The 18,797-nt window shown below is 52.4% G+C and carries 14 protein-coding genes; 9 read left to right on the top strand and 5 right to left on the bottom strand.

Annotation, left to right across the window (positions count from 1 at the left end; genetic code table 11):
* The first annotated feature begins 46 nt into the window (after positions 1-46).
* Complete coding sequence (locus A8O25_RS09455) at positions 47-1,165, top strand: alkene reductase (protein WP_066834060.1); 1,119 nt, start codon at positions 47-49, stop codon at positions 1,163-1,165.
* Between the two features lie 319 nt (positions 1,166-1,484).
* Here A8O25_RS09455 and A8O25_RS09450 read toward each other — a convergent pair whose 3' ends face one another.
* Positions 1,485-2,852 (bottom strand): ATP-binding protein, encoded by a 1,368-nt coding sequence (locus tag A8O25_RS09450; RefSeq protein WP_153042680.1) that lies wholly within the window; start codon positions 2,850-2,852, stop codon positions 1,485-1,487.
* Positions 2,853-3,070: 218 nt separating this feature from the next.
* Between A8O25_RS09450 and A8O25_RS09445 the strand changes: the two genes are divergently transcribed.
* Entirely contained in the window at positions 3,071-6,031 is a 2,961-nt protein-coding gene (locus A8O25_RS09445) for an ATP-dependent DNA helicase (RefSeq protein WP_066834053.1), read from the top strand.
* A 70-nt stretch (positions 6,032-6,101) separates the two neighbouring features.
* On the opposite strand, the gene A8O25_RS09440 is transcribed toward A8O25_RS09445, so the two are convergent.
* Positions 6,102-8,057 carry a PAS domain-containing sensor histidine kinase gene (locus tag A8O25_RS09440; RefSeq protein ID WP_082893547.1) on the bottom strand — a complete coding sequence of 652 codons (1,956 nt, stop codon included), beginning with the start codon at positions 8,055-8,057 and terminating at the stop codon, positions 6,102-6,104.
* A gap of 329 nt (positions 8,058-8,386) precedes the next feature.
* Between A8O25_RS09440 and A8O25_RS09435 the strand changes: the two genes are divergently transcribed.
* Positions 8,387-8,572: a hypothetical protein gene (locus tag A8O25_RS09435; protein WP_066834051.1), complete on the top strand. Its 186-nt coding sequence runs from the start codon at positions 8,387-8,389 to the stop codon at positions 8,570-8,572.
* 24 nt (positions 8,573-8,596) lie between these two features.
* Here A8O25_RS09435 and A8O25_RS09430 read toward each other — a convergent pair whose 3' ends face one another.
* Positions 8,597-9,646 carry a sensor histidine kinase gene (locus A8O25_RS09430; protein ID WP_066834049.1) on the bottom strand — a complete coding sequence of 350 codons (1,050 nt, stop codon included), beginning with the start codon at positions 9,644-9,646 and terminating at the stop codon, positions 8,597-8,599.
* Positions 9,647-9,823: 177 nt separating this feature from the next.
* On the opposite strand from A8O25_RS09430, the gene A8O25_RS09425 reads away from it, so the two are divergent.
* Both A8O25_RS09425 and carB read left to right on the top strand, forming a co-directional pair.
* The gene (locus tag A8O25_RS09425) at positions 9,824-10,540 is read left to right on the top strand and encodes a Yip1 family protein (protein ID WP_066834047.1); all 717 of its coding nucleotides are present in this window, start codon (positions 9,824-9,826) and stop codon (positions 10,538-10,540) included.
* Positions 10,541-10,670: 130 nt separating this feature from the next.
* Positions 10,671-13,484, top strand: coding sequence for a carbamoyl-phosphate synthase large subunit (gene carB / locus A8O25_RS09420; protein ID WP_066834044.1), 2,814 nt, complete (start codon positions 10,671-10,673; stop codon positions 13,482-13,484).
* Between the two features lie 400 nt (positions 13,485-13,884).
* Here carB and A8O25_RS09415 read toward each other — a convergent pair whose 3' ends face one another.
* Both A8O25_RS09415 and A8O25_RS09410 read right to left on the bottom strand, forming a co-directional pair.
* Positions 13,885-15,267: an alanine/glycine:cation symporter family protein gene (locus A8O25_RS09415; RefSeq protein ID WP_066834041.1), complete on the bottom strand. Its 1,383-nt coding sequence runs from the start codon at positions 15,265-15,267 to the stop codon at positions 13,885-13,887.
* Positions 15,268-15,453: 186 nt separating this feature from the next.
* Entirely contained in the window at positions 15,454-15,861 is a 408-nt protein-coding gene (locus A8O25_RS09410) for a thiol-disulfide oxidoreductase DCC family protein (protein WP_066834038.1), read from the bottom strand.
* Between the two features lie 594 nt (positions 15,862-16,455).
* On the opposite strand from A8O25_RS09410, the gene A8O25_RS09405 reads away from it, so the two are divergent.
* The 4 genes from A8O25_RS09405 to A8O25_RS23400 all read left to right on the top strand — a co-directional run bounded on the left by A8O25_RS09405 (position 16,456) and on the right by A8O25_RS23400 (position 18,727).
* Positions 16,456-16,881: a hypothetical protein gene (locus tag A8O25_RS09405; RefSeq protein ID WP_082893546.1), complete on the top strand. Its 426-nt coding sequence runs from the start codon at positions 16,456-16,458 to the stop codon at positions 16,879-16,881.
* A gap of 104 nt (positions 16,882-16,985) precedes the next feature.
* Positions 16,986-18,266 carry an HTTM domain-containing protein gene (locus A8O25_RS09400; RefSeq protein WP_241498979.1) on the top strand — a complete coding sequence of 427 codons (1,281 nt, stop codon included), beginning with the start codon at positions 16,986-16,988 and terminating at the stop codon, positions 18,264-18,266.
* Positions 18,263-18,496: a hypothetical protein gene (locus A8O25_RS23795; protein ID WP_241498978.1), complete on the top strand. Its 234-nt coding sequence runs from the start codon at positions 18,263-18,265 to the stop codon at positions 18,494-18,496. The genes A8O25_RS09400 and A8O25_RS23795 overlap by 4 nt, the downstream gene beginning before the upstream one ends.
* 54 nt (positions 18,497-18,550) lie before the next feature.
* Positions 18,551-18,727: a hypothetical protein gene (locus A8O25_RS23400; RefSeq protein ID WP_169818136.1), complete on the top strand. Its 177-nt coding sequence runs from the start codon at positions 18,551-18,553 to the stop codon at positions 18,725-18,727.
* Positions 18,728-18,797 lie beyond the last annotated feature (70 nt).

Raw genomic sequence — 18,797 nt, 5'->3', positions numbered from 1 at the left:
ACAGTTGTATATACAACTAATGTAAAAACAAAGAAAAAATAAAACGATGACTGTTCAATCAAACCAACCGCTGTTACAGCCTTTGCAAAAAGGGGCTTTAGACCTGAAAAACCGCCTGGTAATGGCCCCCATGACCAGAAGCCGCGCTGCTAACGAAGCACACGCCGCCACTCCGCTGGTAGCAGAATACTACGCCCAGCGCGCCAGCGCTGGGTTAATCATCACCGAGGGCGCGCCCGTGAGTTCGCAGGCCATTGGGTACATCAACGTGCCCGGCATTTACACAGACGCGCAGGTGGCCGGCTGGAAACTGGTCACTGAGGCCGTGCACGCCAAAGGCGGAAAGATTTATGCGCAGCTGTGGCACGTGGGCCGCATGTCGCACCCAGACTTCCACAACGGCGAGCTGCCGGTGGCGCCGTCGGCTATCAACCCCCATGACAAAGCCTTCACGCCGCAGGGTTTCCAAGACACCGTGACGCCGCGCGCATTAACGGTTGAAGAAATCAAAGGCATTGTGCAGGATTTCAAAAAAGCGGCTGCCAACGCCGTGAAAGCCGGTTTTGACGGCGTAGAGATTCACGCGTCTAACGGCTACCTGTTCCACCAGTTCTTCAGCACCTGCTCTAACCAGCGCACAGATGAATACGGCGGCTCCGCCGAAAACCGCGCCCGCTTCCTCTTTGAGGTGCTGGACGCCGTGAAAGAGGAAATTGACCTGAGCCGCGTGGGCGTACGCCTGAATCCGTCTATGCACCAGCAATTTGGCATTGTGGTAGACGAGGAGACCGCGCCCACGTTTGAGTACATTGTGCAACGCCTGAACGACTATACCCTGGCCTACCTGCACCTGACAGAGGCGTCTAAAAAAGTAGCCGACCTGCCGTTTGCCATTAAAGAGATAGCCAGGCACTTCAGGCCGCTTTACAACGGCACGCTCATCATCAACGGCGGCTTTACGCAGGAGACGGGCAACAAAGTGATTGAAGAAGGAAACGCTGATCTGGTAGCTTACGGCGTACCGTTCATCGCGAACCCAGACCTGGTGGAAAGATTCGCGCAGAACGCCCCGCTCAACCAACCAGACCCAAATACGTTCTACAGCAATACCGGCGAGAAGGGCTACACAGACTACCCCACCTTAGCCGAAGTGAATGTTGCTTAATCTGGTATACAACCACACCACTGCATATATAGAAAAGAGCCGCACGCATTGTGCGGCTTTTTTCGTTGTGGGGCTGTTATTCAGAAAAGAGGCTGAAAATAATTTGCCATTAAAGATTCTCTAAGAAGAAAAGGCTGTGGTCTACAATGTATGATGACATCTTAAAATGTAAGTCTTTCGGCAAGAGCCATTTGCCAAACTGCGCTGGTTTAACATATAGGCGGTTCCTGTGCTGGGGTAAAATCAGAATATAGACTTTGATATTTCATCATATATTGTACACCACTACCGAAGAAAAATTTAGAATAAAAACAATCAACTAATCCTCGTCGAAATCAAAATTTTCCATTGATTCTATATCTAGATTATTAACATCTAAATGAATTTGCTTATGAAATGCAGCTAAAATTTCATCAAATAAAATTGATTTGAAATGTTGAGCACTTATATTCATGTTTAAATTCCCGCTCTGCTTGATCTTACATTTAGCATACGATTTAACAAAGGGATCACAGATACTATACTTACCCGAGTGATTATCTAAGACTATAACCTCTCCTCTATCAGGAGCTTGAAGCTCATTTAAGTAATTCTTAACTTTGTGCAGCGGGAACTTCTTTGGAGGCGTAGACAGGTAGGTTTGAAGCTCTTCATAGGTAATCTCTGCTGTATCAGTTCTACAAAATACAGATAATAATTCTTTAATTTCATTAGTATTATCTTCCTTCTTGTTCTTCTTAACAGCTTTATCAAATTGAGACTTTAAAGTGTCTGACCTTTCTTCAATATATTCCTCTATAGCAGCATCTACATCACTTACTGTCAATTTCTCCCCTAAATCTGATGTTTCCATTATATCTCTGTTAAAACATATGTTTAAACAGAGTTGATGGCATATAGAAGCTAATCCGCTAGAAATATTAACAATTTTATCAATCGCATCATAACTAAAATTAATATTTAAGAGATCCTCACCCTTCAATATTATTTTTCTAAGCTGCTCACTATTCATAAGAGGGACATGAATCTCAGATACTCTGTTATTCATTTCCTTATCATATTCTATAACGAGCCTACCAGCATTGACAGCACCAATTGCAATTAATTTAACATCCTCATATTCTACAGAAGTGTCCATAAAGACTTTCATTAATTGTGACGCCTTCTTTTTCTCAGAAGGGTGTATCTTGTGAAAGTCTTCCAGAACCCAACAAGCTTTTATTTCACCAAAGAACTTGGCTAATTGTTGAGGCGTTAATTGTGGCGGTAAAAGTAACTTTTGTTTTTCTGCAGCTGAAGATGTCATCTCCATATTAAGTTTAGCTTGTATACCAAGAAAACTGGCAGAAACTTCAGGAGCAACCTTAAAGCCTTTTGTATTTGTCTTTTCTTCAGTATAATATTTACCTAGTCCAGAAAAACCATCAGCTATTAAATTTTCAAAGGACATACCCTCCATACACCGAGTTATAATGTATTTGTCGTAGGTCCTTTCAAGCGTTTTCAACAAAAGAGAAGTTTTACCTGAACCAGAATGTCCATATATAATAATCTGTTTACCTGGTGTACTCAATGCTTTCACTAAGCTATTGCTTGTTTTCTGTTCCCTTTCAACAAAAGAATGCTTTGCAGGTGTTGAAGGAGTAAACACATCCTTTACTCTATATTTCTTAATAATCTTTTTCACTTGATTTTGCATCAGTACTTTTCTATGGTAATATTTATTATATACAAAATATCAAAAATAACATAATTAATTATAATTCTAGAAATCCTATCAATCTGTTTTCGGGCTGTTTTTCTGAAAACAGGCTGAAAACGGAAATGCCCGCAACCTACAGAGCCCCCTTCACTATCTTACGGTAAATTCCTTCCCATCAAGTACCTTTGCAGTCTGCCAGACGTGTGAAAGAGGTTCTCCTGATGAAAGCTGACTCCCCAAACTTTGCCATTGTGCATCTATACGCCACCGGCGCCTACGGCTCTAAGCACGGGCTGCTGCAGGTGGGCGTCTTGTCGTTGCAGAAGGGGAACGCGGTGCTGCGGGAGTGGTTCTTCAACCCGGAGGTAGCCTTTGGCCGAAGCGTGCAGCAACTGTCCAAAATCAGCAGGGAGCAGGCCAAAAGCGCCCCTACCTGGCAGGAGCAGAAAGGTGAGGTGCAGGCGCATCTGGCGCAATTCACGCACATCTTTTTCTTTCACGAGCGGCATGAGCAAACGTGGCTCAGACAGTACCTGCTGGCGGGCATGGCCACCCCGCCCGTCTGCGCCGATCTGGCCCTGCTGTCTTCGTTCTTTCTGCCGCACCTCAACCTTATGGAGATAGGTGACGTGGTGGCCCGTTCCACCGCGGCTCAGAAAAAACCGGCCTCCCAGCCCCTGCACGTGGCGCTGGCGGCGCTGCACACGCACCTTTTCCAGCTGCTGGAGGTACTGCTGCAGAAAATTCCCAGCACACCTGAGAATGAATACGGGGAGCCCACGCTGTTTATGCAGCTGCTGCGGCAGGTGCTGGACTTAGGCTCTATCTTCATGGGAAGCGCCTGGCGCACCCTGCAAGCCGCCGCCGAACACGTAGAAACGCTGGAACCGCTGGATTTGCACTGGCTCACGCCGCCCGCTACCAGAAACGTACCCGTACTGCCGTTCCATCTGCGCGAGCTCCTTACTTCCTGGCTCCCTACCGTGCCCGAAGCCCCGTTGGTGAAACCCCGCGTAGACATTGCGCCGCCGTCTGACCAGCTTATTCATGACGCGTTGCACGCCTGGTACAGGAAATACAACCTGCCGGAACGCTACGCCCAGCTCCAGTACGCCCAATTCTGCAACCAGGCGCTCACCGGCAAAGGCACCTTTGTGGCCGAGGCCGGAACCGGCACGGGTAAAACCATGGGCTACCTCATGGCGGCCGCCGAGCTGCTTCGGCTGAACCCGGGCCGCAAGGTGGTGGTGGCCACGGCAACCAAAAACCTGCAGGAACAGGTCATGCAGGGCGAAATCCCCAGGCTACGGTTCAAGGGCGGGTTGCACGCGCACCTTCGGCCCGCCATTGTGAAAGGCAAAAACAACTACGTGTGCGTATCAGCGCTGCTGGATTTATATGATGAGCTGGTGGTGCAGGAGAAAGGCACCGTACGCGAAGGGTTGAGCTGGCTCTACCTGGTGCTGCGCGTGCACCATACCCAAGGCGAGGTAGAGGAAATTCCGCAGAACATCAAGGCCATTCTGCCAGATACGTACCGCCTGCTCACTGAGGCCAACGCCCAGGAAGTCTGCGTGCCCAAGCTGTGCCTGGAACCCGCCAAGTGCACCTACGCCCGCCACATGGAGCAGGCCTATGCGGCCGATATCATTGTGACCAACCACCATAAGCTGCTGCAGCTGCCGCCCAAGCTCACAGATACCATTCAGCACTGCATCATTGACGAGGCCGACCAGTTCCCCGACTTCGCGCGGAGCGCCCTGAGCCTGAATTTTAATATTGGCGTGCTGGAAGCCCGGCTCCTGCGTCCGCTTTTGGGCACAGATAAACGCAAAGGCTTTTTAACCGTGGTGGCAGAGCGGGTTGCGCACCACGTAGAAACCGAAACCTCTTTGCTGGTACTGGACGAGATTGACTCCATTCACCGCGACTGTGACACCATCAGAGCCAGCGGCGAACTGATTAAAGCCTTGCCTATCCCGGGGGGCGAGCAGCGGTGGCAGGAGGAAATCTCTCTGCAGGAAGAAGGCCGCTGGGTCAAGCGGGAATTCAGCGCTGACATTGAGCAGGCGCTACAGGAACTGCTCACCGCCGTGCAGTTTGTAGCGGGCAAGATAGACCGAATTCTAAAGCTCCTCAAAAAGCCTGAGGACAAGACCTTCAGCCGTCTGGAGACCTACAAAGAAAAAGCCGCCGAGTTTGCTGAGACACTCCAGAAAATCACCAGCGACTTCCCGGCCCGCAAATGGATTCACGTGCTGGAGAAGGGCAGCCAGAACTGGGCCGTCTGCAAGATGCCATATTACCTGCAAGACGAGATGGAGAAACTGCAGCACGTGTATCCTAGCCTGCTGTTCACCTCGGCCACGCTGTACGTAGCGGGCAACACGCAGTATTTCAGGAACCAGCTGGGCCGCCAGGAGCCGTTTGAGCAGGAAGTGCGCTACCTCTCACCGTTCAACTATGAGCAGCAGGAAAAAGTGCACGCCGTGGTGCCCGCCTTCATACCCTGCTATGAACATAAAATGGCGCAGGCGCAGAAGCAGAACTGGCTCCAGACTTCTATGGAAACGCTGCTCAAGTGCATAGTGGCGCTGAATGGCCGCACGCTGGTGCTCTTCACCAGCCGCCGCGACATGGAAGACGCCTACCGCTGGCTGCACCCCCGCCTGCCCGCCTATGACATTGAACTGCTCAAACAGGAAGGCACCAGCCTCTGGGAAATCAGGCGGTTCCGGCAGGAGGAGCACTCGGTCTTGCTGGGGCTGGACCGCATGTGGTCAGGGGTTGATTTTCCGGGGGTGACGCTCTCACAGGTGATTGTGTTTAGGCTGCCTAATCCGTCTCTGGGGAACCCGCTGGTGGCGCACCGCCGTGAGGTGGAGGGCGCCCTGTTCTGGAGCAAGTTCTACTATCCGGCCAGTCAGCATAAGCTGCGGCAGGGCTTCGGGCGGCTGGTGCGCCGCGAAAAAGACAAAGGCGCGTTTGTGGTGCTGGATTCCCGCCTGGTGCACACCGCCCGCATGCAGCACCTCAAAGACGAACTGCCGGTAGACCTCACGCCCTTCCGCGCCAGCGACGAGCTGCAGCATTGGTACCTGGAAGAGCTACTGCCCTTGCTCAAACTGCGCACCGAGTGGGAACGGCGGGAGATTTCTTCGTAAACAAAATGCGTGCTGTTTTTGTAAAAACAGCCCCAAAACGCATTTACCTAATTTTTACAGCCTCTTCCCGCTAACTGCGGGTGGTGGCAGAATGCCTTTGGTGGAAATACACATAGAAGACAGAACCTACACCTTCTTTGCTTTCCAGGGTGATCCTGTCCCCTGAGTTGTCCAGGATCTTTCTCACCAGATACAGGCCAATACCAGAGCCTTCTACATGGTCATGCACGCGTTTGTACATGGCAAACACTTTTGATATCTGGTTTTCTGGGATTCCCAGCCCATTATCAGCCACAGAGAGCACTTGCTCCCCCGCCTCTGCCATTCTGGTGCGGATGGTAATTTTAGGGGGCCTTTCCGGGTGTGCGTACTTGAGGGCGTTAGATACAAGGTTGTAGAGAATGCTGCGCAGGTTCTTGCGGGAGTATTTCACACTTTCAAACTCTAAGGTGTCTACAATGATCTCTGCCCCGGTAGCGTAAATCAAATCACGCAGGCTGTCTTTGACTTCGGCCAGAATATCATGCAGTTCCACTTTTTCCACCTCATCTTTGTCTTGCTGAATCCTGGTCACATCTGCCAAGTCTGTGATCACCCTCCTTAGCGTGGAGATGGCTCCCCCCATCATGCCCAGAATGCCACTGAACTGGTCTTTTGCCGTACCTAAATCATCTTGCAGGGCCGTGAGGAGTCCTTCTAAATTGGCAATGGGCGCTTTGAGGTCATGGGAGGCGGTGTAGACAAAGTTGTCCAGGTCATTGTTGATCCGGACCAGCTCCATGTTCTTCTGCATCAGCTCCTCATTACGGCGGCGCTCAGTCAGGTCACGGGTTATTTTGGCAAAGCCCAGCAGCCGTTTGTCTTCATTGTGGATAGGGGTGATGATCACATTGGCCCAGAAGGCGGTGCCGTCTTTTCTGATGCGCCAGCCTTCATCTTCAAAACGCCCGACTGCCAGCGCCCGCTGCAACTCAAACTGCGGAAACCCACTGGCCACGGCCTCGCGGGAGTAGAAGGCGGAGAAGTGTTTCCCCATGATCTCCTTGGCTTTATAGCCTTTGATGCGTTCAGCCCCGGCGTTCCAGCTGGAGATCAGGCCGTCTGGGTTGAGCATGATGATGGCGTAGTCTCTCACGCTCTCTACCAGCATGCGCGTTTTCTCCTCGCTTTCTTTCAGATCTTCATGAATCCGGAACAACTGCTCTTCCAGCTGTTTCTTCTCTGTGAGGTCACGGGTGATCTTTGAGAAACCGAGCAGCTCGTTCTCCTTGTTGTAAATGGCCGTGATGACTACGTTGGCCCAGAAAGGGGTGCCGTCTTTGCGGTACCGCCAGCCCTCGTCTTCAAACCGGCCTTTGGCCTTTGCCTCTTTCAGCTCGTATTCAGGGTAGCCGGAGAGCACGGCGTCTTTGCTGTAAAACTTAGCGAAGTACTTGCCAATGATCTCATGGGGCTCATACCCTTTGATTCTTCTGGCTCCGGCATTCCAGGTGGCCACGTGCCCGGCGGGGTCCAGCATAAAGATGGCATAGTCTGTAACGCCTTCTATTAGTAGCCGGTACCGCTCTTCACTGTCTTTCAGCTCTTCATACGCCTTGTACAAGTCATCTTCGGCCTTCTTCCTTTCAGACAGGTCACGGGTGACTTTAGAAAAACCAATGAGGGTGCGGGCGGCGTTATATACCGGGGTGATGATGACGTTGGCCCAGAAAACCGAGCCGTCTTTGCGCACGCGCCAGCCCTCGTCTTCAAACCGGCCGCAGGCAATGGCTTCCCTAAGCTCGTAGGCCGGGTAGTCCCTGGCAATGGCATCTGGCGTGTAGAACGAGGAGAAATGCTTGCCAATGATCTCTTCCTGCTCATACCCCTTGATGCGTCTGGCCCCCGCGTTCCAGGTGGCTACGTGACCGGTTTCATCCAGCAGGAATATTGCGTAATCTGTAACGCTGTCAATTAGCAGCTGATACCGGTTTTCTGTCTGCTCTTTTTGTGAAAAGGCTGAAATAACCTCTGATTCTGAACCCATAAAAAAAGGAAAACCGATGAAAAGTTAATTTTTCTCTGCCCGCCCTTTTCTCTCAAAGAGCCGGCGGCAGCAAAATCAATGCCTTTCTAGTACTATACACATCTCTACCCTTTTCAGAGTAAAGTAAAGAGTGAACCTTCTAATACGGCTGGCCTGTAACTAAGTTCCTCCTGCCCTGGCAGGGCCCGTGGCAGAAGTGCCAGAAGTACTTCTGTTTTCCTGGGCCCGCCTACCAGCTTCAACCTTAGCTCTTTCGTTGCGGAAAACCTATCCAGAACGTGTCTTTACATAGTGTTTAGCGCCTGCTTTGGCCGGGGCATAGATAGCCTATGAGCACCACCAAAAGCAAATACGGTAAGGCAATTCTCAGCAAAGTAGGTACGCAACAGTTTAAACGCAAAAAAGCTTCACCTTTTCTTGTAAAAGAAAAAGTGAAGCCTGTGCAACATACCTGGCAAAAACCGGTTTCTGTTTTCGGGCTGTTTTCTGAAAAACAGCCCGAAACAGAAACCTAGATTCTCTTTACAGCTTCTTTCTGGCTAGTTTTTAGACAGTTCAATGGTGAAGGTGGCGCCTTGCCCCACCCCTGCACTGTGCGCTACCAACGCCCCGCCGTGTTGGCGCATGATTTTCTGGCAGAGATACAGCCCTACCCCGTTGGTGGCTTCGCCGGCAGTGCCCAACTGCCGGAACTGGGTAAAGCGGTCAAAGATTTTCTCCCTGGCATCTGAGGCAAAGCCAATTCCCTGGTCTTTGAAGTGCAGGTACAGCCGGCTCTCCTTTTCTTCAGCCTCAATGGAAATGGTTTGGCCGGGGTGGGAGAACTTGACGGCGTTGACCATCAGGTTACTGAGCACCTGCTCAAAAGAGGAGGGGTCTACGTTCACTTTGAGCGTGGCCGGCACGTGTTGTTTGATCTGCAGCTTTTTCTGGGTCATGAGATGGTGCAGCTGCAATATGGTACCCCTGATCATAGGGGCCAGCACCACGGTTTTCTTCTGGATGGCGGCTTCCATGCGCTGTTCATTTTTCAGCAATGTGAGCACAGTGTCCATAAGCTGCAGCTGCTTCTCGCCCACGTTCTTTATTTGCTCCAGATACTGCGGCAGACTCTCCTGCTCCTCTGGGCTCTCCTTCAGCAGCCGCACCACATCCAGAATGGTGATGGTGGGCGTACGCAGGTCATGAGACAGCATGGAGACCAGGTCCCGCTTTTCCTGCAAGAGGCTGTCTACAGAGGTGACAGTGGTCTGGATGTCTCGCAGCAACACGCCTATTTCATCTGTGTACTGCTCTGGCAGGCTGGGCAGCTCTTTGTTGATCAAATACCCATGCAACGCCTCCTTGGCCAGCAGAATGGGTTTGATCAGCTGGTTCAGGATCACCAGCGTAATACCGGTTGCCACCAGGGTCAACGCCAGCGTGTAGGCAATAATGCCCCAGGAGGTGAACGAATGCCCGGAGTTCAGCGCAATAAAGATGATAATCCCGATCAACGGAATGTGGATCCCCAGAAATGCCACAAAGAGGAACTTGACAGAATAGGTTCTCAGAAACCCAACCTGTGAAAGCTGACGGTAGAGCTGCATGCACTAAAAAATGAATGGAATAGAGACTTCTGGGGGAGGGAGGCCAAAATTACAGAGAATAATTGATTTAGAAGGATAACAGACATTGCTCTGTTTCTGTTTTCAAAAAAACAGGACCATCACAGATTATTTGTTACCTTCAACAAGGAAGGAACGCCTCCCCTTCCCCTCCCGCCTATGCCGCCTGAACACTTTGCAGAACTGCCCGGCCCCGTGCTCACCCCCCCTGATGACGAAGAACTTCCTACGGGCCCGCCAGCCAGCCCCCTTGCCTTCTGGCAAACCCTCTTTCTGGCTCCTAAAACCTTCTTCGCCCACCATTTCACCCCAGAAGGCAGAGCTAACTTCTTTGCCATGGCCAGCGTGCTGTACGGGTTGGGGTATGGCGTAGACCGCATAGACGCCCAATTAATGAAAAGCGAGATGAGGGGCACCCTGGAGAGCAGCATGCTGAATGAATGGCCCGGCTACTGGATCACCGTTCTTTTTACCGCTCTGTTTGGGGGGTGGCTATGGTATTACATTGCCGGCTGGTTTTACAACGTGCGCCTGAAATGGGCGGGCGGCACTTCTAACCTTAGCCTCTCCAGAAGTTTGTATCTGTATTCCAGTGTGGTGGTGAACACCGCCATCTTAGGGATTGGCCTGGTCTGTACCTTTATCAATGAGAAGCCCAATGACCCGTACGCTGATTTAACGGCCTGGGACACCTTCTCCACGGCCCTGCTGCTCTTCATGTCTTACTACTCTGTGTATGTCAGCTACCGGGGAGTCACTACGGTAACAGACGCAGATCCATACAAGGCCAGAATCTGGTTTCTGGCAATTCCTGTCATTGCCTATTCTGTGGCCTATGTGGCCTTGATTGCCCTGGTAGCTGCAGTGCTTCTATAAGTGCCCTTTTTCTTACTTAGAAGGAAAGCGGTGAATACCTTAACTTTTTTTTACCCGTTTTGGCAAGTTTTTCCCTAATTTCTAAACTTTCTGCCTTAACTTTGGGCAATTTATACATACCGCTTTACTAATGCCCAAAGATAATTCCATCAAGTCAGTCCTGATCATTGGTTCCGGTCCTATTGTGATTGGCCAAGCTTGTGAATTTGACTACTCCGGCTCCCAAGCCGCCCGCTCGCTGCGCGAAGAGGGGATTGAGGTCACCCTCATCAACTCCAACCCCGCCACCATCATGACCGACTCCATCACCGCGGACAACGTGTACCTGAAGCCGCTGGAGAAGAAGTCGATTATTGAGATTCTGGAGAAGCACCAGATTGATGCGGTACTGCCTACCATGGGCGGCCAGACCGCGCTCAACCTGGCCATTGACTGCGAGAAAGCCGGCATCTGGAAGAAGTACAACGTGAAAATCATTGGTGTAGACATCAAAGCCATTGAAACCACCGAAGACCGCGAGAAATTCCGTTTGCTCATGATTGAGTTGGGCGTAAATGTCTGCAAAGGCAACACGGCTACCTCGTTCCTGGAAGGCAAGGAAATTGCCCAGGAAATCGGGTTCCCGCTCGTGATCCGTCCGTCGTTCACCTTGGGGGGAACCGGCGGTGGCTTCGTGAACACGCCAGAGGAATTTGACGCCGCTTTGACCCGCGGTCTGCACGCCAGCCCTACCCATGAGGTGTTGGTGGAGCAGAGCATTTTGGGCTGGAAAGAGTACGAGCTGGAGCTGTTGCGTGACAACATCGGCAACGTGATCATCATCTGCTCCATTGAGAACTTTGACCCCATGGGTATCCACACCGGTGACTCCATCACGGTGGCCCCAGCCATGACCCTGCCAGACACCATCTACCAACAGATGCGCGATTTGGCTATTAAAATGATGAACGGCATTGGGCAGTTTGCCGGCGGCTGTAACGTGCAGTTCTCGGTGAACCCAGAAGATGACACCATCATTGCCATTGAGATTAACCCGCGCGTGAGCCGCTCTTCGGCGCTGGCTTCTAAAGCTACCGGGTATCCTATTGCCAAAGTAGCCGCCAAACTGGCCATTGGCTATAACCTGGACGAACTGAAAAACTCCATCACCAAGACTACTTCGGCGTTCTTTGAGCCCGCGCTGGACTACGTGATTGTGAAAATACCCCGCTGGAACTTTGACAAGTTCAAAGGTGCCAACAAGAAACTGGGCTTGCAGATGAAATCTGTGGGTGAAGTGATGGGCATCGGCCGTACCTTCCAGGAGGCGCTGCAGAAAGCTTGCCAGAGCCTGGAAATTAAGCGGAACGGCCTGGGCGCCGATGGCAAAGAGAAAACCAACTATGACCAGCTCATGGACAGCCTGGCCAACCCTAGCTGGGACCGCCTGTTCACCATCAAAGACGCCATGAAATTCGGCGTAGCCACCAGCACCATTCAGAAGGTGACCAAGATTGACCCTTGGTTCCTGCAGCAGATTGAGGAGCTGGAGCTTACTGAGCGCGAGGTTCTGAAGCATACCATTGATTCTATTCCGGCAGACCTGATGCGCAGCGCCAAAGTGAAAGGCTTCGCCGATAGACAGCTGGCGTACCTGCTGCGCTGCAAGGAAAGCGAAGTGCACGAGAAGCGTACCAGCATGGGCATCAAGCGCGTGTTCAAGATGGTAGATACCTGCGCCGCCGAATTTGAGGCCGTGACACCGTACTACTACAGCACCTTTGACGGCGAGAACGAGAGCATTGTCACCGACCGCAAAAAAGTGGTGGTACTGGGTTCCGGCCCTAACCGCATTGGGCAGGGCATTGAGTTTGACTACTCCTGTGTGCACGGCGTTTTGGCGGCCAGCGAGTGTGGTTATGAGACCATCATGATCAACTGTAACCCTGAGACCGTTTCTACAGACTCAGACATCTCTGACAAGCTGTACTTTGAGCCGGTATTCTGGGAGCACATCTATGACATTATTCTGCACGAAAAACCAGAAGGTGTCATCGTGCAGTTGGGTGGACAGACTGCCTTGAAACTGGCCGAGAAACTCACCCGCTACGGCATCAAGATCATGGGTACTACCTATGAGAGCCTTGATTTGGCCGAAGACCGCGGCGCGTTCTCTACCCTGCTCAAGGAAAACGACATTCCGTACCCTCCGTTTGCGAGCGTAACCTCTGCCGAGGAAGCCCTGGAAGTCTGCAAAGACCTGAAGTTCCCGCTGCTGGTGCGTCCTAGCTACGTGTTGGGTGGCCAGAACATGAAGATTGTCATCAATGAGAAGGAGCTGGAAGCGCAGGTGCTGGACATCCTGAAAGACAGCCCGGGCAACCACGTACTCCTGGACCACTTCCTGGACCGTGCCATTGAAGCAGAGGCCGATGCCATCTGTGACGGCGAGAACGTGCACATCATAGGCGTGATGGAGCATATTGAACCGGCCGGTATCCACTCCGGTGACTCGTACGCGGTGCTGCCTCCGTTTGACCTGAGCGAGAACGTGATGAACCAGATTGAGGAGTACACGAAGAAAATCGCCTTGGCGCTGAACACGGTGGGTTTGATCAACATCCAGTTCGCCATCAAGAACGAGACGGTGTACATCATTGAGGCCAACCCACGTGCCAGCCGCACCGTGCCGTTCATTGCCAAAGCTTACCAGGAGCCGTACGTGAACTACGCCGCCAAAGTGATGCTGGGCGAGAAGAAGGTAACCGATTTCACCTTCAACCCGGTGAAGAAAGGCTACGCGATCAAAGTGCCGGTGTTCTCCCACAGCAAGTTCCCAGAGGTGAACAAGGAACTGGGGCCAGAGATGAAATCTACCGGTGAGGCCATCTACTTCATTGACAACCTGGAAGATGAGTACTTCACCAAGATTTACGGTGAGCGCAACCTGTACCTGAGTATGTAGCCTGTGAGTATCAAGTAGCGCGTATCACGTAGCACGATGATTTATAAAGAGGCGGTTCCTTTATGGGAACCGCCTCTTTCCGTTTTTGGCCTGTTTTTGGAAAAACAGCCTAAAAACGGAAAAACGTCCTGCCGCCAGTTTGGGCGCACTCAAACTGGCGGCAGGACGTTTTCTGGCGCGAGTCTCCAGACTCGTGCCGATGGGTGCGTGGAGTCTCCAGACTCCATTTCGCAAGTATTACCGGTTTGTGGTTCCCGGCGAGTCTGGAGACTCGCCGCAGGCTTTGTCACGAGTCTTTAGACTCGCGCCAGCGTAAAAAATAATTCTGTTTTCGGGCTGTTTTTGGAAAAACAGCCCGAAAACGGAAGCCCGAATCTTGCTATCTGATACGTGCTACTTGCTACGTGATACTCCTTTCGCGCTCTGCTTTCATTCTGCCAAAATAATCACGCGCGGCCGCCATCACTTTAGGCGCCAGGAACAGCGCACACGCCATGGTAGGGACTGCCATGAGGGCGAAGGCGGTGTCAATCAGGTTGATGATAGACGTCAGGGTGATCACTGCGCCAATGATCACGGTGGAGATGTAGAAGTAGTCATACACCTTCCGGTACTTGAACCCGAACAGATAGGTGAAGCACTTGGCGCCGTAGTAGCAGTAAGAGAACAGAGAGGTAAACGCGAAGATGAACACGCAGAGCACCAGCAGGTACTTGCCTACTACGGGCATGGCCTCACTGAAGGCGGCAGCCGTCATGCTGACTCCGTTGGTATCACCAGACTGCCAGACGCCCGTTACCAGAATGGCCAAACCGGTCATGGTACAGACAATAATGGTGTCAATGAACGGCTCCAGCATGGCCACCAGCCCTTCGCGCACCGGCTCATTGGTCATGGACTCGCCGTGCATCATGGCGGCGGTTCCAATACCGGCCTCATTGGAGAAAGACGCGCGGCGGGCGCCTAAGATAATGATCTGCATCACGGCCCCTCCCAACATGGTCTCGGCGCTGAAGGCGTCTTCAAAGATCATGGCAAACATGTTCGGCACCGCCGGAAGATTGACAAAAATAATGTACAGCACAGAGCCTGTGTAGAGCACCACCATGAGCGGCACCAGCTTGGTGGCCACGTTGGCTATGCGCTTAAGGCCCCCAAACATGATGATGGCCACGGGCAAGGCCAAAGCCAGCCCCATGAACAGGTTGGCAACAAAAGCATCTTCCCCTATCATGCCGCTGGGCACCAGTACCACATCGCGCACAATCTGGGTGAGTTGGTTTGACTGGAACAACGGCAGTGTACCAATCAGGCCCGCCGCGGCGAAGAGGACGGACAGCGGCTTCCATTTCCGGCCCAGCCCCTCAGTGACCATGTACATGGGGCCGCCCTCTACCTCGCCGCGCTCATTGCGGCCGCGGTACATGACAGAGAGCGTACAGGTGAAGAACTTGGTAGCCATGCCCACCAGGGCGCTCACCCACATCCAGAACAGCACACCGGGGCCGCCCATGGCAATGCCTACGGCCACACCGCTGATGTTCCCCATGCCAATGGTTGACGCCAGCGCCCCAGACATGGCCTGAAACGGACTGATCTGCCCCGGGGCATTGGGATCAACATATTTTCCGCTGAGGATTTCAAGTGAATGCCCCAAATGACGGAACGGTACAAACCGGCAGTACAGCATCAGGAACAGGCCGCCGCCCATGAGCAAGATCAGCAAAGGCATGCCCCAGGCCAGACTGCTGGCTTCGGCAAGAAAGGAATCTATTTTTTCCACAGATGTTCGTTTGTATTAAACATACAAACTTACGGCATGAAATCGGCAAAGAAATGCACGTTTTTGGCTTGTTTTGGCAAAAACAGGTCAAAAACACCTTTTCTCTATAGAGGAACAGGAAAAAGTGAGGCGAAGAACCCGTGACGGCGTGTCTGCCCCGGCCCCATGAAGATGTTCTAAGGTGCCCTACAGGAACCTCGCCTGGAGCTCAGGGGTGGGGAGCATGCAGCTTTCCTGCTGCCCAAACCAGCGGTACCGGTTCCTGGACACCCAGTCATAGAGGGGGTCGCGCAGAAACCGGGGCACCAGGATAAAACCGTAAAGCCAGGACCACCCGCCGCGCAGGCCCCGCAGAATACGCAGCGCGGCAGTGGAGCGGGAGTAGAGCTCCCCGTTTTCAAGGAGCAGAACCGTACTGAACTGCTGGGTGGGGAAACCGTGGGCGCGCAAGGTCTGCAGCCCCGTCTCTGACTGCAGAGAGGCAAAGGTAAACTTGCCCTCCGGGTCATGGTTGATGACAAACTGCACAAAGCCGTTGCAGAGGTTGCACACCCCGTCAAACAGCACTGTAGAAGAAGAAACCGCTGTAGCCATGGCGTTCACTTTAATAATAGAGGGTACGCACAGAAACTGCCGGAGTTGGATATTTAGACAATGGAGCAGCCCTCTTTGCGGCGTGCATGGCGTCTGTCTTGGGTTTTCTTTTGCAGCCTCTGCCGCAATGTCAGTTTATGCCTGCCCTCAGGTCTGGCGTACTTCTGTTTTAGGGCTGTTTTTCAAAAAACAGCCCTAAAACAGAAGCAAACGTGGCCCAGAGCTGGAAAGCCCTGTGCTGCTTACAACTTAATTTTCCTGTACCCGCAAACACTGCTCTTGTTCTGATGCTGCCCACTTCTGGGCACGGGCTGACATAAAGGGCGGCAGGTGCCTGCGGCTGCGCTATTTCTTCTTTAATACGTTGTCACAACTTGTGTTCCCATACTGCCTTGGCAAACTTCTCGGCTGCCTGTTTTCTTCTAAAGATTCAAAACACACCCTTCTTTTATGTTAAACAGGCCAAGACAAATGCGGGAAAGTACTTTTCAATGAAATTTTTTTTCTGTCTAAAGAACACCTTTCTAAAAACGTCTCGTACAGCAGGAAGCTGAAACAAAAACAACTTTTATTCAACTATTACCTGTTAAAACTATGAAAAAATCATTTTTAAATGTGTTCGCGGCAGCTGCGTTGGTAGCCGCTACGGCGTTGACTTCTTGCTCTGGCAGTTCAGAAACAACCACTGATACCACCACCACAGACATGAGCACTGAGACCACTGGTACTACTGATGACACCACCACCGGTACCACCACCGGCACCACTGGCACTACCGGTACCACTTATGGCACCACCGGAACCACCACTGGTACAACAGGTACCACCGGTACTACAACTGGTACCACCACCGGCACCACCACTGGTACAACTGGTACTACCGGAACAACAGGAACTACTACTGGCACTACCACCGGTACTACTGGAACAACTGGTACTACTACCGGCACCACTACCGGAACTACCACAGGAACCACAACTGGCACCACCACTGGTACTACTGGCACCACCGCCCGCTAGTAGAAGCCACAGGCACAAAAGTGCTGTTTAGATAATTGGGAAAGGCAAGACCGAAAGGTTTTGCCTTTCCTGCTTTCTTCCTTCACCCACTCCGTAATTACCGCATGCATCTGATTCAGCAATACCTGCACCGCATTTTTTATGCAGACACCCGCGCCCTTTCCCTCATGCGCATCTGGGTGGCGAGCGTGCTGCTGTTAGATATCGCCATCAGGGCTTCTGACCTAGAGGCACACTACTCCAACATGGGCGTGCTGCCGCTGCACGTGCTCCACGCCAACGCCTGGAACCAGTATTTTTTCTCTTTGCACGCCCTTAGCGGTATGTGGCAGTTCCAGGCGCTCCTGTTTGCCGTGGCCGCGGTGGCCGCTGTCTCTTTGCTGCTGGGGTACCACACCCGCTGGGCCACGTTTATCTCCTGGCTGCTGCTGCTCTCCCTCCAGAACCGGAACCCGCTCATCTCCCAGTCAGGTGACGGTTTGCTGCGCATGCTGCTGTTCTGGGGTATGTTCCTGCCGTGGCACCGCCATTATTCCCTGGATGCCCGCCGTGACCTTCCGGTCGAAAAGAATCTCTCCACCTCTTACTTCGGCGCAGCCACCGTTGCCTATCTTCTGCAGGTGGCGTGGGTGTATGTGTTTACCGCCTTGCTCAAATCTGGCCCAGACTGGACCACAGACGGTACCGCCCTCTACTACGCCCTCAGCCTTGACCAGATCCTGATGCCCGGCGGCCGAATCCTGTACCAGTACCCTCAGCTCATGAAGTTTCTCACCCATGCCACTTACTATGGGGAGCTGTACCTGCCGTTTATCCTCCTGATCCCCTGGAAGAACACGTGGTTCCGGCTGCTGTTCATTTTCTCCATCATTGGCCTGCACATAGGCATTAGCCTGACCCTGTACGTGGGGCTTTTCTATCTCATCAGTATCTCAGCGGTCATTGGCCTGCTGCCCACCCCCGCCATGGACTTTCTGGACCGACGCCTGCGGGTGGGCTTTTCCCGGGTACAGCAACGGTGGTCCAGGCTGGGCACCCACTTGCGCCCCCCTCTGTCTGTGCACGTGAACGTGGCCTGGAACAAACCCCGGTGGGCAGAAAGACTGCACGGCCACTACCTCCGGGAAGGCCTGGTTCTGACCGCCCTGGCTCTGGCTTTCTGGTGGAACCTGGGCACCTTGGGCAAACCGTACTTTACCGTACCCCAGCAGTTGCACCTGGCCACCCTAGTCCCCAGGTTGGACCAGAACTGGAGTATGTTTGCGCCCAACGTCTTTAAAGATGATGCTGGTACATTCTGGAAGGCATCACCAATTCTAACCTTAAGGTTGACCTCAACCAGCAAGGCAAAGAGCCTGACACTGCCAAACCGGCCAGTGTGGTGAGCCTCTTCAAGAATGACCGCTGGCGTAAATACTCAGAGAACTACCTGTTCTCGCCCAACGCGTACATGCGGCCCTACTATTGCTTCTACCTGCTTCGCCGCTGGAACGAGGAACACCCCAAAGAAGAACAGATAAACGAACTTTCTGTGATTTACATGAAAGAGTTCTCCTTGCCAGACTATAAGACGGCCCCCATTCAGCGGGAAGTGCTCTGCCACTGCAAACCGTAGGCTCCTTTTTAGTCGCAACCGTATACTGCCTTATGTATCATTAACCAGAAAGCTATGCCACAGGGAGATAAATCAGCGTACACAGACAAGCAGAAGCGCAAAGCCGGGCACATAGAAGAAGGCTATGAAAAACGCGGCGTTTCACAGGAAGAAGCAGAAAAGCGTGCCTGGGCCACCGTGAACAAACAAGACGGCGGCGGCAAGAAAAGCGGCTCTGGCCGAAAGAACTAAGTCCAGTTAATGCACATTTCGGGGTGCTGTTTTCGGCCTGTTTTCTAAAAAAACAGGCGAAAACAGCACC

This window comes from Rufibacter ruber, from assembly GCF_001647275.1.
Taxonomy (GTDB): Bacteria; Bacteroidota; Bacteroidia; order Cytophagales; family Hymenobacteraceae; genus Nibribacter; species Nibribacter ruber_C.
This window is presented reverse-complemented; position numbering and strand designations above follow the sequence as displayed.